We start from the raw sequence: 22701 nt of genomic DNA on the forward strand, positions 1-22701 counted from the left end.
GTCCGCCCCCATCAGCCGCACCCCCAGCAGGCGACGGGGCGTCGCCGTCTGCCGCCGGGCCGACGGAAAGGCTGCCGGGCCGTCCCGCACATACACGCCACAGAGAAGGGAACTCCATGACCAGCAACACCGAGACCGGCGAGGTCACGGGTACGAAGGACAAGGACTACAACCTGATCTGGTACGTCGAGTCGTGCCTGAACAACGCTCTGCGGCTGGAGACCTACATCCGCGACGCGGAACGCGAGAAGGACAACGAAGTCGTGGAGCTGTTCCGCAAGGCGCAGTCCGACAGCCGGAAGGGCGCCGAGCTGGGCAAGCAGCTGTTGCGCACCCGGCTCGGCTGACACCGCACCTCAGGGGGCAGGCCGGCCGGGACGGTGAGCCGGCCGGCCTGCCCCGCCACCTGCGAGGGAGTGCCCCGTGATGAGCACGTCATCCTGGTCCACCATCGCCCAGGTACGCATCCTCGACGGCAGTGCGGCGGCCAGGGAAGCCGTACGGACTGCGATCACTCGCTCATTCGACACGCTCGAGGTTCCCGTCGGCGCCGCCGGGGCGGGGGGAGCCGAGCCGGCCGCCCGGCCCTCCGGCGTCGCAGTCGAACAGCCCTTCGGCGTCGAAACAGCCGGCAGGCGGTTCACCACCGGCCGGGCTCCCCTCGCGCCCGCCGGCTCGGGCCCGGTCACCGTCGAGCTTCTCGGCGACGTGGACGCGGTGGACCGCGTGGCCGCCGTGCTGGGCGCCGCGTTCGCCATGGAGCACGTCTTCGACGATCCGACGACCCTGACGCTGCGCGTCCACCCGGACACACATACCGGACGGGACGCGCACACCGGACCCTAGGGCGTCCGCGAGTCCGGTCCTGGCGCCCGAGCCGCTCAGTCCTCGTGCCCGAGCTGCAGGTCCCGCTCCGTACGCCCGCCCGCGGCCACCCGCAGGACCGTGGCCACCGGCGGGTAGCCCGCCGCGATCACCGTGTACTCGCCGGAGGACAGATCGACGAACCGGAACGTTCCGTCGTCGCCGGTCGTCAGCGTGTCCACCACGTTGCCCGCCGCGTCCAGCAGCGTCACCCGGGCGTCCGCGACAGGACGGCCGTCTCCTGCCCGGACGGTGCCCCGCAGCACCGCGCCGCCGGCGAGCTCGACGTCCTGGCGGGTCTCGCGGGATGCCTGCACGGTGACGGGCAGGGCGACGGGCCGGAAGGCCGGCGCACTCGCGGCCAGGGTGTACTCGCCGGCCACCAACTCGTTGATCACATAGCTTCCCTCGCGCCCACTGCGGGTGGTGGCGACGACCTCGCCGTGCACATTGGTGAGCGTGACGACGGCGTCCCGCACTGGCGCACCCTCGGCGGTCAGGACACTGCCGGCGAGCCGCCCGGCGCCGCCGAGCACCACGTCGAGCTCGACGGGCCGTTCGCCGACCGTGACCGACACGGCCTGCGGCTGATGGCCCCCGGCAGCGGCGATCAGGACGTACGAGCCCGAGCCCGGCGTGGACAGCGCGTACCGCCCGTCGTCGCCGCTCGCGCCCCGCCCGATCTGGCGGCCCCCGATGTCGATGAGGGTGAGCGCGGCGCGCGGGACGGCGGTGCCGTCGGAGTGCTGCACCAGGCCGCAGACAGGCACCCCGGCGGCGTACGCGGAACGGGCCTGGGGGACCTGGGCGGCGGCGGACGAGGGCTCGGCGGCGGGGCTCTGGTGGGGCGTTGTACTGGACACCAGGGGGGTCTCCTTGAGGAAGCAGGCGATCAGCAGGCCGAGGACGAGCACCGGCACGAGGTAGAGGAAGATCCGCGGCATGGCGTCGGCGTAGGCGTGGATGTAGCCGTCGCGCAGCGCGTCGTGCATCGCGTGGACGAGGTCCGGGGTGATGGACTGCGGGTCCGGCAGATCTTCGCCGGACGGGAGGCGGTCGGTGAGGGCGTCGGCGAGCCGGTCGGCGAAGAGGGTGCCGAAGATGGCCGCGCCGACGCTGCCGCCGATCTGCCGGAAGTAGTTGTGGGCGCTGGTGGCCGTGCCGAGGTCGGTGACGGGCACCGCGTTCTGCACGGCGACGATCAGCACCGGCAGGACAAGGCCGATGCCCGCGCCGAGCACGGCCATCCAGATGCTGTAGTGCAGCCGGGGGGTGTCGACCTCGAGCCAGGACAGCATCCACATGCCGGCGACGGAGAGGGCTCCGCCGAGGATCGGATAGATCCGGTAGCGGCCGGTGTGGCTGATGAGCTGTCCCGAGACGATCGACGCGCCGACGATGCCGCCCATCATCGGGAGCATCAGCAGTCCTGACTCGGTGGCGCTCGCCCCGTCGACCATCTGCAGAAATGTCGGCAGATAGCTCGCGGCACCGAACAGCGCGACACCGACGACCATGCCCACCAGGCTGGTGAGCACGAACACCGGGTCGCGGAACAGCCGCAGCGGGATGAGGGGTTCGGCCGCGAAGTGCTCGGCGACGACGAACAGCAGCGCCGCCACGACGGCTCCGGCGCCGAGCCCGACGATCACGCGCGAGTCCCAGGCGTACTCGATGCCGCCCCAACTGGTCAGCAGCACGAGGCACGTGGAGGAGCCGGTGAGGAAGAGAGTCCCGAGTACGTCGAGCCGCGGTCTGACCGAGGGCCTCGGCAGCTTCAGTACGAGGGTGACGACGGCCAGCGTGACGAGCCCGAAGGGCACGTTGAAGTAGAAACACCAGCGCCAGGAGATGTGGTCCGTGAAGTAGCCGCCGAGCAGCGGTCCCGCGACCGAGGCGACGCCGAACGCGGCACCGATGAGGCCCATGTAGCGTCCGCGTTCCCTGGGCGGCACGATGTCGGCGATGATCGCCTGGACACCGATCATGAGGCCGCCCGCGCCGATGCCCTGGACGGCGCGGAATGCGATGAGCTCGTCCATGGACCGGGACCAGCCGGCCAGCGCGGAGCCGACGACGAAGACGACGATGGCGAACTGGAAGACGCCCTTGCGTCCGAAGAGGTCGCCGAGTTTGCCGTAGACGGGCAGTCCGATGGTGGCGGTGAGCAGATACGCGGTGATGGCCCAGGACATCTTGTCGAGGCCGTGGAGCTCTCCGACGATCTTCGGGAGCGCGGTGGCCACGATCATCTGCTCGAGGGCGGCGAGCAGCAGCGCGAGCATGAGCCCGAAGAAGACCATCCGGACGCGGCTGGGGCTGAGTTCGGGCGCGGGTGCCGGTGCTTGTGCTTGTGCTTGTGCTTGTGCTGCAGCGTGTCCCGGGTCCTGCCCAGGCGTCTCCCCGGTCAAGGGTCCGGCCGTGGCCGACGGGCCGTCCGGGGGCCACGGCGTCGGTGAAACAGCGGTCGTCCGCTCACCCTGCCCGGCGCCCTTCGCCAGTGCCGTCCCGCCCACGTATCCGCTCCCCTCGTCGCGCTTGCGCCGCCCATTTCTCGCATTACGCGACAACTACGAGCAAGCGCGACGAGTCACCTCCGAAGCGGGCACGGCAAACGTCGTCGCCGGTCGGAGCCCTACGGCGTACGAGGGCCCCGGACGGAAAACCACTCGAAACGGTGAGAGTGAGAGCAACTCGTCCGGGCTAACGGACGGTCTCGCATGGACCTCCTCCCCGGAGGGCTACTTCTCCGTCTCGGCGGCAAGCTTTGCCAGCACCGCGTCGTAGATCCGCGCCAGCCCCTTCGGCGCGAACATCTTCTCGAAGAAGCCGCCGATGCCGCCCGCACCCTTCCACACCGTCGTCACGACGACGCGCGACTTGCCCTCGCCCGCCGGGGTCACCCGCCAGGTGGTGACCATCGAGGAGTTCCGGTCCTTCTCGACGAGCTCGCCGTCGGTCGGCTCGGTCACCTCGAGCAGGCAGTCGCGAACCCGCTTGCTGGTGGCCTGGAGCTTCCAGTGGACGAGGGTGCCCTCGCCGTCTCCGCCCTCGCGGACCTCGTACTCGCTGAAGTGCTCGGGCAGCAGCCGCGCGCGTGTACCGCTGTAGTCCGCCAGCGCATCGAACACGTCGCCCGGCTGGGCCGCGATGATCCGCTCCGTTGTGGCCTCGACCTGCGCCATTGCACTTCCTCCAGGACTTGGTGTTGCAGGGGTCGCGATCAGCCAACCACCCCTCGTGCGGGGGCCCAAATCGGGGTGGCGTCTGCCGGGGTCGCACACGACGGCGAGGGCGTTGCCGACGTCGATGGTGGCGCGGCACCGTCGCCCCCTGTCGGAAGGTCCACGCACGATCAAGGGAACATGTGTTCTATTCTGGGTCCAGTGCTACCGAGGAGGCCTCATGCGCTGGGAGAACCTCACCGACGGTCCCGCCGGGGACCGGACCCGGGACGCCGCGCTGTTCGGCACGGACGTGGTGACCACCCGCACCTTCGACACCCCGGAGTTCAGCGGCATCACGTTCCACGAGATCCGGGCGCGGTCGATCATCAACCGGGTTCCCGGGGCGTCCCGCATGCCCTTCGAGTGGACGGTCAATCCCTATCGGGGCTGCACGCACGCGTGCGTGTACTGCTTCGCGCGGAAGACGCACAGCTATCTGGACCTCGACACCGGAATCGGCTTCGACACCCAGATCGTGGTGAAGGTCAACGCCCCGGAGCTGCTGCGCCGCCAGCTGGCGTCGCGCCGGTGGCACGGCGACCACATCGCGATGGGCACGAACGTGGACTGCTACCAGCGCGCCGAGGGCCGCTACCGGCTGATGCCCGGCATCATCTCGGCCCTGACCGACCACGCGAACCCGTTCTCGATCCTCACCAAGGGCACGCTCATCCTGCGCGACCTCGATCTGCTGTGCCGGGCCGCCGCGGTGACGGACATCGGCATCTCCGTCTCCGTCGGCTTCACGGACCACGAGCTCTGGCGCACCATGGAGCCCGGCACGCCCGCGCCGGAGCGGCGCCTGGACGTCGTACGCACCCTGAGCGACCACGGCATCGGCTGCGGTGTCCTGATGGCGCCCGTGATCCCCTTCCTCGGCGACCACCCCGACCAGCTGCGCGCGACCGTCCGGGCGATCGCCGCGTCCGGCGCGACCTCGGTGACACCGCTCGTGCTGCATCTGCGGCCGGGTGCGCGCGAGTGGTTCATGGCGTGGCTGGGACAGCACCATCCGTATCTGCTGGGGCGGTACGAGCGGCTGTACGCGGAGGGGGCGTACGCGCCCAAGTGGTACCAGCGGCGGATCACCCGTCAGGTGCACGAACTGGCCGAGGAGTTCGGCATAGGGCCGTCACGCGCGCGTGCGGCGCGCCGCATCCCCGTACCGGAGCCGGAACCGGAGCCTGTCGCAGGACCCACGCAGCTCACCCTTCTCTGACGTGCCCTGACGACACGTCACCAGCATGGAGACCAAAGCGACCTGAGGCCGAAACACCTGCTGATCGGGTCAATTCTTCGCTGATCACGCCATTTCTTTCCAGAACACCCCTTCTTCCAGCCGGACTTCCGGGACGATGCGCGGGGGCCGTGGCACTTCCGACACAGGCCCTAACCCCCCGCAGTCCTGGGAGCCCGATTGAAGAAGAGAGCAGCCGCTCTGTGCGGCGTCGCCGCCGTGGCGGCCGGGATGATCACGGCGGTCCCGGCCGGCGCGACCGCCGACTCCGCGCACACCACCCAGACCACCACGAAACCCCAGAAGCTCACCTGGAAGAAGTGCGCCACCGAGGACTATCCGACGCTCCAGTGTTCGTCGGTGAAGGTGCCGCTCGACCACAAACGGCCGGGCGGCCGGCAGATCACCCTCGCGCTGTCCCGTGTCCCGCACACCGCGAAGACCTCTCAGGGCCCGCTGCTTGTCAACCCTGGCGGCCCCGGCGGCAGCGGTCTGACACTGGCCGGTTTCGTCGCCTCGTCGCTGCCGAAGAAGGTGGCCGCGCAGTACGACGTCATCGGCTTCGACCCGCGCGGCGTGGGCGACAGCGAGCCCGCACTGAACTGCCGTCCCGGCCACTTCAACGCGGTACGGCCCGACAGCGTGCCGTCGACCCCGGCGATCGAACGGGCCAATCTGAACCGGGCCCAGGCCTTCGCGAAGGCGTGTGCCGACAAGTACGGCGACGTGCTGCCGTTCATCGACACGGTGAGCGCCGTCAAGGACATCGACGTGATCCGCGGCGCGCTCGGGGCATCGAAGATCAACTACTTCGGCTACTCGTACGGCACCTACCTGGGTGCGGTCTACGGCAAGCTGTTCCCGCACCGCGTACGCCGCATGGTGCTGGACTCGATCGTCGACCCCACCGGCGTGTGGTACGACGACAACATCCAACAGGACTACGCCTTCGACGCCCGCCACAAAGCGTTCATGGCCTGGATCGCCAAGCACAACGCGACGTACAAGCTCGGCACCGACCCCGCGCTGGTCGAGACCAAGTGGTACGCGATGCGTGCCGCGGTCGCCAAGAACCCCGCGGGCAAGAAGGTCGGGGCGTCCGAGCTCGAGGACACCTTCATCCCCGGCGGCTACTACAACGGCTACTGGCCCCATCTGGCCCAGGCGTTCGCGGCCTACGTCAACGACAAGGACTCCGCCGCGCTCGTCAAGGCGTACGAGACCTTCGGCGCGGTCGACGCCGAGGGTGACAACGGCTACAGCATCTACACGTCGGTGCAGTGCCGGGACGCGTCCTGGTCCCGCGACTGGAACCAATGGCGCACCGACAACTGGCAGGTGTACGCGAAGGCACCGTTCATGGCCTGGAACAACGCCTGGTACAACGCGCCGTGCGCCTTCTGGCCGACGCGCCCGCTGTCCGCGACAGACGTCTCCAACGACTCCCTGCCGCCCGTACTGCTGTTCCAGGCGACGGACGACGCGGCCACACCGTACGAGGGCGGCGTCGTCATCCACAACGAGCTGCGCGGCTCGAGCCTGGTCGTCGAACAGGGCGGCGGAAACCACGGGATCACGCTGGGCGGGAACGACTGCCTGGACGGCCACCTGGCGACGTACCTGTCCACCGGCAAGGTCCCGCGCGGCACCGGCGAGGCCGACGCGGTCTGCAAGACCCTCCCCGATCCCGAACCGCAGGCCGCAAAGAGTTCGCCACCTTCGCGGGGCGGGGCGTTGCACGGGCTACTGGGCTTCCGCGGCTGAGCGGTACGACGGTCCGCCGGAAGTACAGGAGTAATTCGTTGGGGGCGTGGACGGCCCTGGGCGAGGATGGCCGCATGAGCAGCCACCTCGCCCGCATCCACGCCCCTGACGGCGTTTCACCGCCCCTCCCGGACGTACGTATCCGGGAGATGACCGACTCCGACTGCGAGGCGGTCGCGGAGATACGGGTCCGCGGATGGCAGACCGCCTATGCCGGGCTGGTGCCGCAGGCGTACCTCGACGCCATGAGCGTGGAGGCGGAGACCGTCCTGCGCCGCCGGACCCTGGCGAAGACGGCCGGGACGGTCGTGAATCTCGTCGCCGAGCGCGGCGGCAAGGTCGTCGGCTGGGCCTGCCACGGCCCCTACCGGGACGGTGAAGCGACCACCGGAGACGTCGAGTTTGTACGCGCTGTACGTGCATCCCTCCCAGCTTTCCACCGGCGTGGGGCGGGCTCTCATACAGCACTGCATGACCCGCTGCCGGGCGTCGGGGCACACATGGCTCCGGCTCTGGGTGCTCGAGGGCAACGCCCGCGCCCGCCGCTTCTACGAGCGCGCCGGCCTCACGCCGGACGGTGCCCGGGAGCCCTTCGAGGTGGACGGGGTTCAGGTACCCGAGGTGCGGTACAGCACCCGGCTGGCCTGAGGACGACGACCGGCGACGGCGTCAGCCCGGCAGCCGGGCCAGCGCGGCCGAGGCTGCGGCTGCCAGGCGGGGATGGGTGCAGGCTGCCGTGAGGACCGGGCGGGCGCGGGGATCGCCCAGGGCGCCCAGGCCCTCCACGCAGGCGAGGGCGATCCGCCAGTAGGGGTTCTGGGGCGACAGCAGGCGTTCGAGCGTGGTGATGAGTGCCGGTGCGCTCTCGGGGGCACGCAGTTCGGTCAGCAGACGCACGGGGTACAGCGCGTACGCTGTGCGCAGTTCGTTCGTCGCCAGGGCCGCCGCGGCCCGTGCCGTCCGCGGGTCCCGCAGGCGGGCCAGAGCGTACGCGGCTGAGGCACAGCGTTCCGGGTCCCGGTGGTTGAGCAGCAGGACGAGGGCCTCGAACGCGCGCCGGTCGCCGGCGCGGCCGAGGCGGAACGCGGCGATCTCACGGGCCCACAGCGGCTGGCCCCCGGCGGTCAGTACGGCAGCGAGTTCGTCGAGGCGGTCGGTCGCGACCAGCCGCTCGTACGCCTCCGACCCACCCGACTCCTTCCGTAAGCGGACCGTGAGCGCTCGCGACTCTTCGTCCATGCTGTTGTCCATGGCGCCCGAGACTAGCGGCGACGTACGTCACAGACCCAGGGGGCATGTCACAGCACCAGGGGACTGGCGCGCTCGTTACTCACCGGTTAAGCTCATACGAGCGGGACACACTCCCCGCACCACACTCATGGCGGCCTGGTGACGCAGCCGCCGCGAGGAAGTCGGTTCGGTACTCCACGTACCGCAGTACGACGCGGCTCCGGGACAGGGCCCGTCGGTTCTCCCCTCCGGGCATGTGCAGTGCACTGCAGACGCGCAGCCCGGATGCGGCACCCACTCCGCCCGCTGCCTGCCTCTTGGCGCACGGGCTCCTCAGTCGTCACTTCCACCTTTCTGGAGTCCTCGATGGACACTCCTCTGCCTTCCCTGAACACCATCGCCGTCGTCGGTCTCGGCACCATGGGCACCGGCATCGCCGAGGTGCTCACCCGTGCCGGCCGCGAGGTCATCGGCATCGACATCAGCGAGGCCGCCGCCACCCACGCCGTCGACGCCCTGTCCGCTTCCACCGCGCGCGCCGTGCAGCGCGGGCGCCTCACCGAGCAGGAGCGCGGCGATGTCCTGGCCCGCTTCCGCACCTTCACCGACCTTCAGGCGGCGGCACCCGCCGACCTGGTGATCGAGGTCGTCCCGGAGTCGTACGAGATCAAGCAGCAGATCTTCCGCGAGCTGGACGGCATCGTCCGCCCCGACACGGTCCTCGCCACCGGGACCAACGCGCTGTCCGTCACGCGGCTCGCCGCGGACTGCGCCCGACCTGAGCGCGTGCTCGGCCTGCACTTCTTCAACCCGGCACCCGCGATGAAGCTCGTCGAGGTCGTCTCATCGGTGCTCACCGCGCCGGCCGCCGTCGCGGCCGTCACGGACCTCGCGCTGGAACTCGGCAAGGAGCCCGTCGCGGTCGGCGACCGCCCCGGATTCGTCGCCGACGGCCTGCTGTTCGGCTATCTGAACCAGGCAGCCGCGATGTACGAGGCCAAGTACGCGTCCCGCGAGGACATCGACGCCGCGATGAAGCTGGGCTGCGGCCTGCCGATGGGCCCGCTCGCGCTGCTCGACCTCATCGGCATCGACACCGCGCGCACCGTCCTGGAGGCCATGTACGCCGCCTCGCACGACCGGCTGCACGCGCCCGCGCCCATCCTCAGGCAGCTCAGCGAGGCGGGCCTGACCGGCCGCAAGTCGGGTCGCGGCTTCTACACGTACGAGGCGCCGGGCAGCGGCACCGTCGTCCGCGACGCGCTCACCCCGCTGGAGGGCCGGCAGCTCGTCGCCGGACGCCCCGTGCGCTCGGTCGGCGTCGCGGGCTCGGGCACCATGGCGTCCGGCATCGCCGAGGTCTTCGCCAAGGCCGGATACGAGGTCGTGCTCGCCGCGCGCAGCCAGGAGAAGGCCGAGGCCGCCAAGTCCCGTATCGGCAAGTCGCTTTCGCGCTCCGTCGACAAGGGCCGGATGACGGCGGAGGCGGCGGCCGAGACGCTGGACCGCATCGTTCCGGCCGGTTCGTACGACGCGTTCGCCGAGGTCGATCTCGCGGTCGAGGCCGTCGCCGAGGACCTGGAGATCAAGCAGCAGCTGTTCGCCACGCTCGACAAGGTCTGCAAGCCGGGCGCGGTCCTCGCCACCACCACGTCCTCGCTGCCCGTCGTCGCCTGCGCCCGCGCCACCTCGCGCCCGCAGGACGTGATCGGTATGCACTTCTTCAACCCGGCACCGGCCATGAAGCTCGTCGAGGTCGTCCGCACGGTCCTGACCGGGGACGATGTGCACGCCACGGTCCGCGAGGTGTGCGGCAAGATCCGCAAGCACCCGGTGGACTGCGGCGACCGCGCGGGCTTCATCGTCAACGCACTGCTGTTCCCGTACCTCAACAACGCGATCAAGATGGTGCAGGAGCACTACGCCTCGCTCGACGACATCGACGCCGCGATGAAGCTGGGCGGCGGCTACCCGATGGGCCCGTTCGAACTCCTGGACGTCGTCGGCCTGGACGTCTCGCTGGCCATCGAACGCGTCCTGCACCGCGAGTTCCGCGACCCGGGACTCGCCCCGGCGCCGCTGCTCGAGCATCTGGTGGCCGCGGGCTGCCTCGGCCGCAAGACGGGCCGCGGCTTCCGCGAATATGCACGGCGCTGAGGCACACGAGAACTGGTCCGGGGAGCGCGCCGACTGGGGCGGACTGCTCGATCCGGCCGGAAACCCTCCCCCCGGTCCGGGCGGGGGGAGTCCCGGTCGTGCGCGTTCCCGTGCGCGGATGCAGTACGTTCGGGGCATGTCCCAGCCCGTCAAGTCCTCCCGTACGTCGACTGCGCCCGACGCTCCGGAAAGTGCCGCAGGAAGTCGCGCCGCCGCCCAACGGCTCAAGATGCGCCGAGAACTGGCTGCCGCGGCCATGGAGCTGTTCTCGACCAAGGGGTACGAGGCGACGACCGTCGACGAGATCGCCGCCAGGGCCGGTGTCGCCCGCCGGACCTTCTTCCGGCACTTCCGCTCCAAGGAAGAGGCGATCTTCCCGGACCACGACGACACCCTGGTCCGGGCGGAGGCGGTGCTCAACGCGGCGCCCCCGCACGAGCACCCGCTCGACACGGTGTGCCGGGGCATCAAGGAAGTCATGAGGATGTACGCGGCCCAGCCGGAGATCTCCGTGGCCCGCTACAAGCTCACCCGCGAGGTCCCGACGCTGCGCGAGGCGGAGATCGCCTCGGTGGCCCGTTACGAGCGGCTGTTCACCCGCTATCTGCTGGGCCACTTCGACGAGCACGCCCATGACGACGACGCCAACGACGACCCGTTGCTCGCCGAGGTCGCCGCGTCGGCCGTGGTCACGGCCCACAACCACGTACTGCGGCGCTGGCTGCGGGCCGGGGGCCAAGGCGACGTGGAGGCCCAGCTGGACCACGCCTTCGCCATCGTGCGCAAGACGTTCGGTACGGGGATCGGAGCCGGCCGCATCACCGGTTCCCACCCCGCCCCGGCGTCGGTGGCCACCGGCGGGGACGTGCTCGTGACGGTGGCCCGGACGGATGCGCCTCTGGACGAGGTGATGCGCACGATCGAGGACGCTTTGCGGGCGCGCTAGCCACGTCCTCTCCGGCCCCCTCCGCGGACCCCGCGGCGGGGGCCGTTTTTTCGTTTCGGGCGGGGACGCCCCCGTTGTGGGCAATCAACAGCGGCGCGGAGGCTCGCCACAGCGGGGGCCGAGGCCCGGCACAGCGCCGGACAAAACGGCAGGTAGCAGGCCCGCAGCGGCCGCACCTGATCGATCATCGCTCATCTGTTACGCACAGATGACAACTGAGAGAAATTGTTGGCACGCAGTGTCTTGCGGCCTGGCACGCCGTGCCATACGTTGATGTTGTCCGGGCGGCCGGCGTGCAGAGCACCTCCGTACGCCGGCTGTCCCCGCAAGCCACCCGGCGAGCGCGCCCGGACGCCTGCGTCACAGGCAACCTCCCGCGCCACAAAGCGCTGCCAAGCACCACCTCCGCCGAACCGACGGCACCTCACCCAAAAGCTCCACCCAACCCCGACGTTCCCTCAGCGTTCCCCAACGCTTCCCCAAGCTCTCGACTCCTCCCCCAGGCCTTCAAGGCCTGGGAGGTGGCCCCAGAGCAGGGGAGACCCCATCCGCCGGAGGCAACCCGTGATGAAGGAAATCCTGGACGCGATCCAATCGCAGTCAGCATCGAACAGCGGCTCCGCCGCGGTCACGGCCGCCGACTTCGCGGCCCTGCCCATCCCCGAGTCGTACCGCGCGGTCACCGTGCACAAGGACGAGACGGAGATGTTCGCCGGGCTCTCCACACGCGACAAGGACCCCCGCAAGTCGCTGCACGTCGACGAGGTGCCCGTGCCCGAGCTCGGCCCGGGTGAGGCCCTGGTCGCCGTCATGGCGAGCTCGGTGAACTACAACTCGGTGTGGACCTCGATCTTCGAACCGCTGCCGACCTTCGGCTTCCTCGAGCGCTACGGCAAGCTCAGCGAGCTCACCAAGCGCCACGACCTGCCGTACCACATCATCGGCTCCGACCTCGCGGGCGTCGTCCTGCGCACCGGCCCGGGCGTCAACGCCTGGCAGCCCGGCGACGAGGTCGTCGCACACTGCCTGTCCGTCGAACTGGAGTCCTCGGACGGTCACAACGACACGATGCTCGACCCCGAGCAGCGGATCTGGGGCTTCGAGACCAACTTCGGCGGTCTCGCGGAGATCGCCCTGGTGAAGTCCAACCAGCTCATGCCGAAGCCCGCCCACCTCAGCTGGGAGGAGGCCGCGGCGCCGGGCCTGGTGAACTCCACCGCGTACCGGCAGCTCGTCTCGCGCAACGGCGCGGGCATGAAGCAGGGCGACAACGTCCTGATCTGGGGCGCCAGCGGCGGTCTCGGCTCCTACGCCACCCAGTTCGCGCTGGCCGGCGGCGCCAACCCGATCTGCGTCGTCTCCAGCCCGCAGAAGGCGGAGATCTGCCGTGCCATGGGCGCCGAGGCGATCATCGACCGCAACGCCGAGGACTACAAGTTCTGGAAGGACGAGCACACCCAGGACCCCAAGGAGTGGAAGCGCTTCGGCAAGCGCATCCGCGAGCTCACGGGCGGCGAGGACGTCGACATCGTCTTCGAGCACCCCGGCCGCGAGACCTTCGGCGCCTCCGTCTACGTCACGCGCAAGGGCGGCACGATCGTCACCTGCGCCTCGACGTCCGGCTACAACCACGAGTACGACAACCGCTACCTGTGGATGTCCCTGAAGCGGATCATCGGCTCGCACTTCGCGAACTACCGTGAGGCCTGGGAGGCCAACCGCCTCATCGCCAAGGGCAAGATCCACCCCACCCTGTCCAAGGTTTACTCGCTGGAGGAGACCGGCCAGGCCGCGTACGACGTGCACCGCAACCTCCACCAGGGCAAGGTCGGCGTGCTCTGCCTGGCCCCCGAGGAGGGCCTGGGCGTGCGCGACCCCGAGATGCGCGCCAAGCACGTCGACGCCATCAATCGCTTCCGGAACATCTGAGGCCGGAGGTCCACACATGACTGAGCGTCAAGCCGCCAATGAGCGGAAGGAGCGAGACCGGCCGTGGCTTATGCGAACCTACGCCGGTCACTCCACGGCAGAGGCGTCCAACGAGCTGTACCGGCGCAACCTCGCCAAGGGCCAGACCGGTCTGTCGGTCGCGTTCGACCTGCCGACGCAGACCGGCTACGACCCCGACCACATCCTCGCCCGCGGCGAGGTGGGCCGGGTCGGGGTCCCGGTCTCGCACCTCGGTGACATGCGCCGGCTGTTCCAGGACATCCCGCTGGAGCAGATGAACACCTCGATGACCATCAACGCCACCGCCATGTGGCTGCTGGCGCTCTACCAGGTCGTCGCGGAGGAGCAGGGCGCGGACATCACCAGGCTCCAGGGGACGACGCAGAACGACATCGTAAAGGAGTACCTGTCGCGCGGGACGCACGTCTTCCCGCCGGGGCCGAGCCTGCGCCTGACCACGGACATGATCGCGTACACGGTCAGCCACATGCCCAAGTGGAACCCGATCAACATCTGCAGCTACCACCTGCAGGAGGCCGGGGCCACTCCGGTGCAGGAGATCGCGTACGCGATGTCGACCGCCATCGCCGTCCTCGACGCGGTGCGCGACTCCGGTCAGGTGCCGCAGGAGCGGATGGGCGACGTCGTCGCGCGCATCTCCTTCTTCGTGAACGCGGGCGTCCGCTTCATCGAGGAGATGTGCAAGATGCGGGCCTTCACCCGTATCTGGGACAAGGTGACGAAGGAGCGCTACGGGATCGAGAACCCCAAGCAGCGCCGCTTCCGCTACGGCGTCCAGGTCAACTCTCTCGGTCTGACCGAGGCGCAGCCGGAGAACAACGTCCAGCGCATCGTGCTGGAGATGCTGGCCGTGACGCTGTCGAAGGACGCACGCGCGCGTGCCGTGCAGCTTCCGGCCTGGAACGAGGCGCTGGGCCTGCCCCGGCCCTGGGACCAGCAGTGGTCGCTGCGCATCCAGCAGGTGCTGGCGCACGAGAGCGACCTGTTGGAGTACGAGGACATCTTCGATGGCTCGCACGTCATCGAGGCGAAGGTCGCGAAGCTCGTCGAGGAGTCGCTCGCCGAGATCGAGCGGATCCAGGAGATGGGCGGCGCGATGGCCGCCGTCGAGTCCGGCTACCTCAAGTCGCAACTGGTCTCCTCGCACGCCGAGCGCAGGGCTCGTATCGAGTCCGGTCAAGAGAAGATCGTCGGCGTCAACATCTTCGAGACGACCGAGCCCAATCCGCTCACCGCCGATCTCGACACAGCCATCCAGACGGTCGATCCAGCTGTCGAGGCCCGCGTCATCGCCGCGTTGCAGAACTGGCGCGACACCCGCTACCAGCCGCCCTTCAACCACCCCCGCCCCTGCAAGGCGCTGGAGCGCCTGAAGGAGGCCGCCAAGGGCACCGGCAACCTCATGGAGGCCACCCTGGAGTGCGCCCGCGCCGGCGTCACGACCGGCGAGTGGGCCGGGGCGCTGCGCGAGGTGTTCGGCGAGTTCCGGGCGCCGACCGGGGTCTCTTCGGCGCCGGTGGCGATTCCCGCCGAGGAGGGCTCGGCGCTGAGTGAGGTCCGCCGCAAGGTGGACCTGACAGCGCGGGACCTGGGCGTGGGCAAACTGCGCTTCCTGGTCGGCAAGCCGGGCCTGGACGGTCACTCCAACGGCGCCGAGCAGATCGCCGTGCGGGCCCGCGACGCCGGCTTCGAGGTGGTCTATCAGGGCATCCGGCTCACCCCGGAGCAGATCGTGGACGCGGCCCTCGCCGAGGACGTGCACGCCGTCGGCCTGTCGATCCTCTCCGGCTCGCACGCCCAGCTGGTCCCGGACGTGCTGGAGCGGCTTCGTGTGGCCGGTGCCACAGATATACCTGTGATCGCCGGTGGGATCATCCCCAATGGCGACGCCGAACAGCTCAGGGCTGCGGGCGTGGCCGCCGTCTTCACCCCGAAGGACTTCGACATCACCGGAATCATCGGCCGCATCGTCGACGAGATCCGGAAAGCGAACAAGCTCGACCCTCTGGAGGTCCCCGCATGACAACGCCCGCGACGCCGGTGAACCGGCTGCGCCCCCGCCGCTCGTGTCTCGCGGTGCCGGGAAGCAACCCCCGCTTCCTGGAGAAGGCCCAGGGCCTGCCTGCCGACCAGGTCTTCCTGGACCTGGAGGACGCGTGCGCGCCGCTGGCCAAGCCCGAGGCCCGGCACACCATCGTGAAGTTCCTGAACGAGGGCGACTGGACCGGCAAGACGCGGGTCGTGCGCGTCAACGACTGGACCACCCACTGGACGTACCGAGACGTCGTCACGGTCGTCGAGGGCGCGGGCCAGAACCTCGACTGCATCATGCTGCCGAAGGTGCAGGACGCCCAGCAGATCGTCGCCCTGGACCTGCTCCTGACCCAGATCGAGAAGACGATGGGCTTCGAGGTCGGCAAGATCGGCATCGAGGCGCAGATCGAGAACGCCCAGGGCCTGAACAACGTCAACGAGATCGCCACGGCGTCCCCGCGCATCGAGACGATCATCTTCGGCCCGGCCGACTTCATGGCGTCCATCAACATGAAGTCCCTGGTCGTGGGTGAGCAGCCCCCCGGCTACCCGGCGGACGCCTACCACTACATCCTGATGAAGATCCTGATGGCCGCCCGCGCCAACAACCTGCAGGCGATCGACGGCCCCTACCTGCAGATCAAGAACGTGGACGGCTTCCGCGAGGTCGCAGGCCGCGCCGCGGCTCTCGGCTTCGACGGCAAGTGGGTGCTGCACCCGGGCCAGGTCGACGCGGCCAACGAGGTCTTCTCGCCCTCGCAGGAGGACTACGACCACGCGGAGCTGATCCTTGACGCGTACGAGTGGTGCACGTCCGAGGCGGGCGGCAAGAAGGGCTCCGCGATGCTCGGCGACGAGATGATCGACGAGGCCAGCCGCAAGATGGCGCTGGTCATCGCGGGCAAGGGTCGCGCGGCGGGCATGCAGCGCACCTCCAAGTTCGAGGCCCCGGAGGCGTAGGGATCATGCAGTTCGGACGCACCTACGAGGAGTTCGAGGTCGGGGCGGTCTACAAGCACTGGCCCGGGAAGACGGTCACCGAGTACGACGACCACCTGTTCTGTCTCCTGACGATGAACCACCACCCGCTCCACATGGACACCAACTATGCGGAGAAGACGACAGACTTCGGGAAGAACGTCGTCGTCGGGAACTACATCTACTCGCTGCTGCTGGGCATGTCCGTGCCGGACGTGTCGGGCAAGGCGATCGCCAACCTGGAGATCGAGTCCCTGAAGCACGTGGCGCCGACCTTCCACGGCGACACGATCTACGGCGAGACGACGGTCCTCGACAAGACCCCGTCGAAGTCCAAGTCGGACCGCGGCATCGTCTACGTCGAGACCAAGGGCTACAAGCAGGACGGCACGCTGGTCTGCGTGTTCCGCCGCAAGGTGATGGTCCCCACCGAGACGTACATCAAGGAGCGCGGCGGCGAGCAGCCCGGCCGCCCGGAGCTGACCGCACCTGCGGAAAAGAAGACGGAGAAGTAGCCATGGCCCGACTCGCCCAGACCGCCGGTCTCACCGACATCCAGCAGGAGATCCTCTCCACCGTCCGCGACTTCGTGGACAAGGAGATCCTCCCGGTCGCCACCGAGCTGGAGCACCGCGACGAGTACCCGCAAGCGATCGTCGACGGCCTCAAGGAGCTGGGCCTCTTCGGCCTGATGATCCCCGAGGAGTACGGGGGTCTGGGCGAGTCGCTGCTCACCTACGCACTGTGTGTGGAGGAGATAGCGCGCGGCTGGATGTCCGTCTCCGGCATCATCAACACGCACTTCATCGTGGCGTACATGCTCAAGCAGCACGGCACGCAGGAGCAGAAGGAGTACTTCCTGCCCCGCATGGCGGCGGGCGAGGTGCGCGGTGCGTTCTCGATGTCCGAACCGGGCCTCGGCTCGGACGTCTCGGCGATCACGTCGAAGGCGACGCGGGACGGCGACGACTTCGTCCTCAACGGTCAGAAGATGTGGCTCACGAACGGCGGAACGTCGACTCTGGTGGCGGTCCTCTGCAAGAGTGACGAAGGCCACCCCGAGGGCACGGCCCCGCACAAGTCGATGACGACGTTCCTGGTCGAGAAGGAGCCCGGTTTCGGAGAGGTCCGCCCCGGCCTCACCATCCCGGGCAAGATCGACAAAATGGGCTACAAGGGCGTCGACACCACCGAGCTCATCATGGACGGCCTGCGTATTCCGGCCAATCGTGTACTCGGCGGCACCACCGGCCGAGGGTTTTACCAAATGATGGACGGCGTCGAGGTCGGCCGCGTGAATGTAGCGGCGCGTGGCTGCGGTGTCGCACAGCGTGCATTCGAGCTGGGCGTCGCTTACGCCCAGCAGCGTCACACTTTCGGAAAGCCGATCGCCCAGCACCAGGCCATCCAGTTCAAGCTGGCCGAGATGGCTACCAAGGTCGAGGCGGCCCATGCCATGATGGTCAACGCAGCTCGCAAAAAGGACTCCGGGGAACGAAACGACCTTGAAGCAGGAATGGCGAAGTACCTCGCCTCCGAATACTGCAAAGAGGTCGTGGAGGACGCCTTCCGGATCCACGGCGGCTACGGCTTCTCCAAGGAGTACGAGATCGAGCGTCTCTACCGCGAGGCGCCGATGCTGCTGATCGGCGAAGGTACTGCCGAGATCCAGAAAATGATCATCGGGCGTAGGCTGCTCGAAGAGTACCGGTTCCAGGGTTAGATGTCCGAGTACGGGGTGTTTTCTTCGAGAAGAAGATCACACCCCGTCAGCGCACTTCGGTCGTCGACTCGGCTTCACGGCTTGCCCAGTTGCGGGCCGTAACCGATACGATCCCGGAAAGCCGCCGTCCCCCGTCAACAGCGCGGCATCATCCGCTACGAAGGTCATCCATGCCCCACAGCCAAACCTCTGCACCTCGCGACAGCCTCGTCGGCGTACGCCTCGCGCGCGGAGCATCGCCGTGGCTCCTGCCGACCGTCGCCACCGCTGCCCTGAGCCTGGCCCGGTCGCGCCGCTCCAGGAGCGCGGCCGCCGTCGCCGTGCCCGCCACCGCTCTCGCGGCGGGCATGCTGTGGTTCTTCCGCGACCCGGAGCGTGAGATCGCTCCGGGCCGCGTCATCTCCCCGGCCGACGGCGTGGTGCAGAGCATCATGCCGTGGAAGGACGGACGCACCCGCGTCGCGATCTTCATGAGCCCGCTGAACGTCCACGTCAACCGCGCACCCCTCGCGGGCACAGTGACGTCGGTCGAGCACATCCCCGGTGGGTTCGTGCCGGCGTTCAACAAGGAGAGCGAGAACAACGAGCGCGTCGTCTGGCACTTCGACACCGAGCTCGGCGACATCGAGATGGTGCAGATCGCCGGTGCGGTCGCCCGCCGCATCGTCCCCTACATCCCGCAGGGCACGAAGGTCGAGCAGGGCGAGCGGATCGGTCTGATCCGCTTCGGCTCTCGCGTCGACATCTACCTGCCCGAGGGCGTCGAGGTCGCGGTCGAGGTCGGCCAGAAGACCGTGGCTGGGGTGACTCGCATTGACCGTGATTGATCCCCATACCAAGCCCGGCTGGGTGCCGGAGGCCGACGAGGTGGACGACGACGCGGAAGAGATGCCGCTGTCGCTGCGCCTGTCGATAGCGGACACCCTCACGCTCGGCAACGCCACATGCGGCTTCATGGCGGTGTACTTCACCACCACCGGCATCCTGATCCCGCACCTCACGGGCAGCCAGGAGTCGGGCATGGCCCGGCACAGCGCGGCCACGGCCGTGATCCTGATGCTGTGCGCGGCGGTCTTCGACCTGTTCGACGGACTGGTGGCACGAAAGCTCCGCTCGTCGCCGATGGGTGCGGAGCTGGACAACCTCTCCGACCTGATCAGCTTCGGGCTGGCGCCTGCGTACTTCGTCCTCGTCTACGGCATGGTCGCGGACGACGCGCACCAGAGGGTTGCTGCGGTCGGCGCGATCGTCGTCCTCCTGGCAGTCGTCCTCCGCCTCGCGAGATTCTCGTGCGTGACGGTGAAGGACGGCACGTTCCAGGGCATGCCGTCGCCGTTCGGTGCGCTGACCGTCGTCTCGATCGTGCTGCTCGAGCTGCCGTTCGTCGCCACGCTCATGGCCATCCTCGGGACGGCCTGGCTCATGGTGAGCCGGGTCGAGTACCCGAAGCCGCGCGGGCGCCTCGCGGTGGCGATGCTCTCGTGGATCGTCCTCAGCATGGGTCTGCTGACGGCCTGGGCGTTCGACGCGCCGGGGGGCCAGCTGCTCCTCCAGACCGGCTGCTCCCTCCAGCTCGTGCTGGGCGCGGTGATTCCCCTCTTCGCCACGGCTCGGAGGGTGAACAACTTCCGGGACAACCGGCGTGAGGCCAGGGCAGCGCAGTTGCCCTAACGGTACGCAAACGGGTGTGGCCCGAGCCTTCTGGCTCGGGCCACACCCGTTTTTGGGCCCACTGCGCGGGCCCACACGCCGGGGCACCCACGCCTCGGTGCGCCCACCGGAATCTCCGCTCAGGCAAGACGCGATGCACCGCACGTCGTGGGTTGTGCCCACCCCTCCCCCAGCTACCGCTGGGAGGTGCCCCAGCCCTGGGGGTACCTCCCAGGCCCTTAAGGCACTGGGGGAGGAACGACTGCCCACATCAGCCACGCCGCCCGCGTGAGGGAACAAGGTCGGTGCCGGCCGGAGGCCCGAAGGCGCCGCACGCCGAGCGCGGCCACCCGGTGCGGGGGGGGTACCCACGGAGAGCGCGGGGCCACCCCGGCCCGAGGTCTCGCGCCGAGGGCGGAGCCCGTCACGTCAGGAAGTCGCGGCCGATCCGCTCCGCCACCGTCTCCAGAATCGGCCCCGCCTCGGCGATGCAGCGGGCGACGTCCGGTTCCACGTCCGTGAGCGCGTACGCCCGACGGATGCCTGCCCGGCCCAGCGCCTCAGGCCGGAGCGCAAGGCGGCCGCAGACCGCCACGACCTCCTTGCCCGCCGCACGCGCCGCCGCGGCGACGCCCGCCGGGGCCTTGCCGTGCAGGGTCTGCTCGTCCAGCGACCCCTCCCCCGTGATGACGAGGGCGGCGCGTTCCAGTGCGGGCGCGAAGCCGAGAACGTCCAGCATGACCTCGATACCGGGCCGGAAGCTCGCCCCGAACCCGACGAGAGCCCCGTATCCGATACCCCCCGCGGCCCCCGCCCCCGGCGACTGCGCGTACTCCGCGGCCTTCGGGCCGATCGCCTTCTCCAGGACCGCGGCGTAATGGCCGAGCGCAGCGTCAAGCGTGGCCACGTCCTCCGGGCTCGCCCCCTTCTGCGGCCCGTACACCGCGGGCGCCCCCGTAGGCCCGGTCAGCGGGTTGTCGACGTCGCTGGCGAGCACCACGTCGACATCGGCGATGCGCGGATCGAGGCCGGACAGATCCGCGGAGGCCAGCCCCCGCAGCGGCCCGCCGCCCGGCGCGACGGGTTCCCCGTCAGCGTCCAGGAACCGCGCCCCGAGCGCGGCCAGCATTCCCGCGCCCCCGTCGGTGGTGGCGCTGCCGCCGACGCCGAAGACGATGGTGCGGGCCCCCGCGTCGAGGGCCGCGCGGATCAGCTCCCCGGAGCCGTACGTCGTCGCGCTCAACGGCGCGAAGACGCCGTCCGGCAGCCACTGGAGCCCGCTGGCCTCCGCCATCTCGACCACGGCGGTCCCCTCGCGCAGCGCGTACGCCGCCGTGACCTGGTCGCCGAGCGGCCCCGTGACCCGTACCTCCCGGCGCTCGAATCCGGCGGCGACGGCGGCCGCGACCGTACCGTCGCCGCCGTCGGCCACCGGCAGCGCCTCGACCTCCACCCATGCAGCGACGCGGCGCAGGCCGGCCGCCACACGCTCGGCGACCTCCACGGCCGTGAGTGATCCCTTGAACTTGTCTGCGGCTATCAGCACGCGTCCGACCTGGCCGGACTTCCCCGACGACCCCGACGGGCCCGTCGCCTGTGCCTTGCCCGCTGCCGTCCGTGCAGCGTCCGCCACCGTTGCATCCCCTTGCTTCCGGGCCCTGCTGCTCACGCAGGGCAGTCGCGCCGCTGCGACCTTAACCGGAGGCGGGGCCCGCTGCCCATGGCCCGCGTCAGGTGGTGTTGGCCCCGGCCCGGCATCGACCGCGCGAAAGCGCCCGGGAATGGGTAAACCGGAGGCATGACCTCTGTGGACACGCATGTGGGCACGGATGTGGGCACGGAACTCGACGACCGGATCCTCGGCGGCTGGCTCGGCCGGATCGCGGGCAACATGCTCGGCAAGCCGGTGGAGCAGGGCGACCACTGGACACGCGAGCGCATCGACGGCTATCTCACACGGGCAGCCGCCCTTCCCCTCACGGACTATCTGCCGGAACCCGTGTCCGAGTCCGACGGGTTCGCGCTGCGCCCCGAGTGGCGCTCGTGCGTACGGGGCCGTATCCACGGCAGCTGCCGGGACGACGACGTGGACTACGCGATCCTCGGCCTGGACCTGCTGGAAACCCACGGCTTCGGCTTCACCACCGAACAGGTGGGCGAACTGTGGCTGCTGCGGCTCCCGTATCTCCAGACGTTCACCGCGGAGCGCGCCGCGTACCGTAACCTCGCGAACGGCCTGAAGCCGCCGCTGACCGCGACCTACGACAATCCCTACCAGGAGTGGATCGGGGCGCTCATCCGCGCCGACGTCTTCGGCTGGACGTGCCCGGGCGCCCCGCGCCGCGCGGCATCGCTCGCCCGCCGCGACGCGGTGCTGTCGCACAGCGGCAACGGCGTGTACGGCGCGATGTGGGCGGCGGCACTGGTGTCCGCCGCGTTCACGGCGCCGACGGTGCGGGCCGCGGTGGACACCGCGCTCACGGTGATCCCGGCGAGCAGCCGTCTCGCGCGGACGGTACGACGCGTCATCTCGCTGCACGACTCGCGGCTCGGCTGGGAGGACACACTCGACGCGGTCCAGGAGGAGACGGCGGGGCTCAACTGGATCCACGCGATCCCCAACGCCGCCGTCATCACCGCCGGACTCCTGTACGGAGACGGCGACTTCACCCGCACCATCGCTCTGACGGTGCGCGGCGGCCTCGACACCGACTCCAACGGCGCGACCGCCGGTTCCGTCGCGGGCGTGCTGTGCGGAGCCGCCGCGATCCCGCCCCAGTGGAAGGAACCGCTGGAGGACACGGTACGCAGCGCCGTGTTCGGCTTCGACGGGGCGCGTATCAGCGAACTGGCTGAGCGCACGGTACTGCTGGCCGCGCAGAACACCTGACGTACACCGGTTGAAGCCGAGGTGGGAGGC

At 69.6% G+C, this 22701-nt stretch carries 18 protein-coding genes and 1 pseudogene; 15 read left to right on the forward strand and 4 right to left on the reverse strand.

The annotated features are described in order from the left end of the window. Nucleotides 1-116: 116 nt before the first annotated feature. The gene (locus tag H1D24_RS12740) at nt 117-347 is read left to right on the forward strand and encodes a hypothetical protein (protein ID WP_181657581.1); all 231 of its coding nucleotides are present in this window, start codon (nt 117-119) and stop codon (nt 345-347) included. Between the two features lie 79 nt (nt 348-426). After that, entirely contained in the window at nt 427-846 is a 420-nt protein-coding gene (locus tag H1D24_RS12745; RefSeq protein ID WP_181657582.1) for a hypothetical protein, read from the forward strand. Between the two features lie 35 nt (nt 847-881). Here the strand turns inward: H1D24_RS12745 and H1D24_RS12750 are convergent, their stop codons facing one another. Continuing rightward, nucleotides 882-3380, reverse strand: coding sequence for an MFS transporter (locus H1D24_RS12750; RefSeq protein WP_374064221.1), 2499 nt, complete (start codon nt 3378-3380; stop codon nt 882-884). 225 nt (nt 3381-3605) lie between these two features. After that, nucleotides 3606-4049 (reverse strand): SRPBCC family protein, encoded by a 444-nt coding sequence (locus H1D24_RS12755; protein WP_181657583.1) that lies wholly within the window; start codon nt 4047-4049, stop codon nt 3606-3608. Nucleotides 4050-4269: 220 nt separating this feature from the next. On the opposite strand from H1D24_RS12755, the gene H1D24_RS12760 reads away from it, so the two are divergent. The 3 genes and pseudogenes from H1D24_RS12760 to H1D24_RS12770 all read left to right on the forward strand — a co-directional run bounded on the left by H1D24_RS12760 (nt 4270) and on the right by H1D24_RS12770 (nt 7740). After that, nucleotides 4270-5310: an Rv2578c family radical SAM protein gene (locus H1D24_RS12760; protein ID WP_181657584.1), complete on the forward strand. Its 1041-nt coding sequence runs from the start codon at nt 4270-4272 to the stop codon at nt 5308-5310. Between the two features lie 249 nt (nt 5311-5559). Beyond that, a complete protein-coding gene (locus tag H1D24_RS12765) occupies nt 5560-7092 on the forward strand; it encodes an alpha/beta hydrolase (protein WP_181657696.1) in 1533 nt (510 codons plus the stop codon). A gap of 149 nt (nt 7093-7241) precedes the next feature. Then, nucleotides 7242-7740: pseudogene (locus tag H1D24_RS12770) on the forward strand (GNAT family N-acetyltransferase). A gap of 21 nt (nt 7741-7761) precedes the next feature. Here the strand turns inward: H1D24_RS12770 and H1D24_RS12775 are convergent. Next, nucleotides 7762-8331 (reverse strand): adenylosuccinate lyase, encoded by a 570-nt coding sequence (locus H1D24_RS12775; RefSeq protein ID WP_181657697.1) that lies wholly within the window; start codon nt 8329-8331, stop codon nt 7762-7764. 357 nt (nt 8332-8688) lie between these two features. On the opposite strand from H1D24_RS12775, the gene H1D24_RS12780 reads away from it, so the two are divergent. The 9 genes from H1D24_RS12780 (at nt 8689) to pssA (ending at nt 19802) form a co-directional block, all read left to right on the forward strand. Next, nucleotides 8689-10479, forward strand: coding sequence for a 3-hydroxyacyl-CoA dehydrogenase family protein (locus tag H1D24_RS12780; protein ID WP_181657585.1), 1791 nt, complete (start codon nt 8689-8691; stop codon nt 10477-10479). A gap of 136 nt (nt 10480-10615) precedes the next feature. Next, the gene (locus H1D24_RS12785; RefSeq protein ID WP_258564021.1) at nt 10616-11425 is read left to right on the forward strand and encodes a TetR family transcriptional regulator; all 810 of its coding nucleotides are present in this window, start codon (nt 10616-10618) and stop codon (nt 11423-11425) included. Between the two features lie 567 nt (nt 11426-11992). Continuing rightward, the gene (gene ccrA / locus H1D24_RS12790; RefSeq protein WP_181657698.1) at nt 11993-13354 is read left to right on the forward strand and encodes a crotonyl-CoA carboxylase/reductase; all 1362 of its coding nucleotides are present in this window, start codon (nt 11993-11995) and stop codon (nt 13352-13354) included. Between the two features lie 16 nt (nt 13355-13370). Beyond that, nucleotides 13371-15419 carry an ethylmalonyl-CoA mutase gene (locus H1D24_RS12795; RefSeq protein ID WP_181657587.1) on the forward strand — a complete coding sequence of 683 codons (2049 nt, stop codon included), beginning with the start codon at nt 13371-13373 and terminating at the stop codon, nt 15417-15419. Next, the gene (locus tag H1D24_RS12800; RefSeq protein WP_181657588.1) at nt 15416-16390 is read left to right on the forward strand and encodes an HpcH/HpaI aldolase/citrate lyase family protein; all 975 of its coding nucleotides are present in this window, start codon (nt 15416-15418) and stop codon (nt 16388-16390) included. The genes H1D24_RS12795 and H1D24_RS12800 overlap by 4 nt, the downstream gene beginning before the upstream one ends. 5 nt (nt 16391-16395) lie before the next feature. Further along, nucleotides 16396-16923 (forward strand): MaoC family dehydratase, encoded by a 528-nt coding sequence (locus H1D24_RS12805; protein WP_181657589.1) that lies wholly within the window; start codon nt 16396-16398, stop codon nt 16921-16923. A gap of 2 nt (nt 16924-16925) precedes the next feature. Continuing rightward, entirely contained in the window at nt 16926-18131 is a 1206-nt protein-coding gene (locus H1D24_RS12810) for an acyl-CoA dehydrogenase family protein (RefSeq protein ID WP_181657590.1), read from the forward strand. Between the two features lie 170 nt (nt 18132-18301). After that, nucleotides 18302-18958, forward strand: coding sequence for a phosphatidylserine decarboxylase (locus tag H1D24_RS12815; RefSeq protein WP_181657591.1), 657 nt, complete (start codon nt 18302-18304; stop codon nt 18956-18958). A gap of 22 nt (nt 18959-18980) precedes the next feature. Beyond that, on the forward strand, nt 18981-19802 hold the full coding sequence (pssA, locus tag H1D24_RS12820) for a CDP-diacylglycerol--serine O-phosphatidyltransferase (protein WP_181657699.1): 822 nt from the start codon (nt 18981-18983) through the stop codon (nt 19800-19802). A gap of 403 nt (nt 19803-20205) precedes the next feature. Here pssA and H1D24_RS12825 read toward each other — a convergent pair whose 3' ends face one another. Continuing rightward, nucleotides 20206-21327, reverse strand: coding sequence for a glycerate kinase (locus H1D24_RS12825; RefSeq protein WP_181657700.1), 1122 nt, complete (start codon nt 21325-21327; stop codon nt 20206-20208). Nucleotides 21328-21579: 252 nt separating this feature from the next. Between H1D24_RS12825 and H1D24_RS12830 the strand changes: the two genes are divergently transcribed. Next, the gene (locus tag H1D24_RS12830; protein WP_181657592.1) at nt 21580-22671 is read left to right on the forward strand and encodes an ADP-ribosylglycohydrolase family protein; all 1092 of its coding nucleotides are present in this window, start codon (nt 21580-21582) and stop codon (nt 22669-22671) included. Nucleotides 22672-22701: the final 30 nt, after the last annotated feature.

Source organism: Streptomyces himalayensis subsp. himalayensis (assembly GCF_013778455.1).
GTDB lineage: Bacteria > Actinomycetota > Actinomycetes > Streptomycetales > Streptomycetaceae > Streptomyces > Streptomyces himalayensis.

Excerpts from the sequence above, each read along its gene's own strand:
- H1D24_RS12740 (WP_181657581.1), top strand. The coding sequence starts at position 117 with ATGACCAGCAACACCGAGACCGGCGAGGTCACGGGTACGAAGGACAAG.
- H1D24_RS12745 (WP_181657582.1), top strand. The coding sequence starts at position 427 with ATGAGCACGTCATCCTGGTCCACCATCGCCCAGGTACGCATCCTCGAC.
- H1D24_RS12755 (WP_181657583.1), bottom strand. The coding sequence starts at position 4,049 with ATGGCGCAGGTCGAGGCCACAACGGAGCGGATCATCGCGGCCCAGCCG.
- H1D24_RS12760 (WP_181657584.1), top strand. The coding sequence starts at position 4,270 with ATGCGCTGGGAGAACCTCACCGACGGTCCCGCCGGGGACCGGACCCGG.
- H1D24_RS12765 (WP_181657696.1), top strand. The coding sequence starts at position 5,560 with ATGATCACGGCGGTCCCGGCCGGCGCGACCGCCGACTCCGCGCACACC.
- H1D24_RS12775 (WP_181657697.1), bottom strand. The coding sequence starts at position 8,331 with ATGGACGAAGAGTCGCGAGCGCTCACGGTCCGCTTACGGAAGGAGTCG.
- H1D24_RS12780 (WP_181657585.1), top strand. The coding sequence starts at position 8,689 with ATGGACACTCCTCTGCCTTCCCTGAACACCATCGCCGTCGTCGGTCTC.
- H1D24_RS12785 (WP_258564021.1), top strand. The coding sequence starts at position 10,616 with ATGTCCCAGCCCGTCAAGTCCTCCCGTACGTCGACTGCGCCCGACGCT.
- ccrA (WP_181657698.1), top strand. The coding sequence starts at position 11,993 with ATGAAGGAAATCCTGGACGCGATCCAATCGCAGTCAGCATCGAACAGC.
- H1D24_RS12795 (WP_181657587.1), top strand. The coding sequence starts at position 13,371 with ATGACTGAGCGTCAAGCCGCCAATGAGCGGAAGGAGCGAGACCGGCCG.
- H1D24_RS12800 (WP_181657588.1), top strand. The coding sequence starts at position 15,416 with ATGACAACGCCCGCGACGCCGGTGAACCGGCTGCGCCCCCGCCGCTCG.
- H1D24_RS12805 (WP_181657589.1), top strand. The coding sequence starts at position 16,396 with ATGCAGTTCGGACGCACCTACGAGGAGTTCGAGGTCGGGGCGGTCTAC.
- H1D24_RS12810 (WP_181657590.1), top strand. The coding sequence starts at position 16,926 with ATGGCCCGACTCGCCCAGACCGCCGGTCTCACCGACATCCAGCAGGAG.
- H1D24_RS12815 (WP_181657591.1), top strand. The coding sequence starts at position 18,302 with ATGCCCCACAGCCAAACCTCTGCACCTCGCGACAGCCTCGTCGGCGTA.
- H1D24_RS12830 (WP_181657592.1), top strand. The coding sequence starts at position 21,580 with ATGACCTCTGTGGACACGCATGTGGGCACGGATGTGGGCACGGAACTC.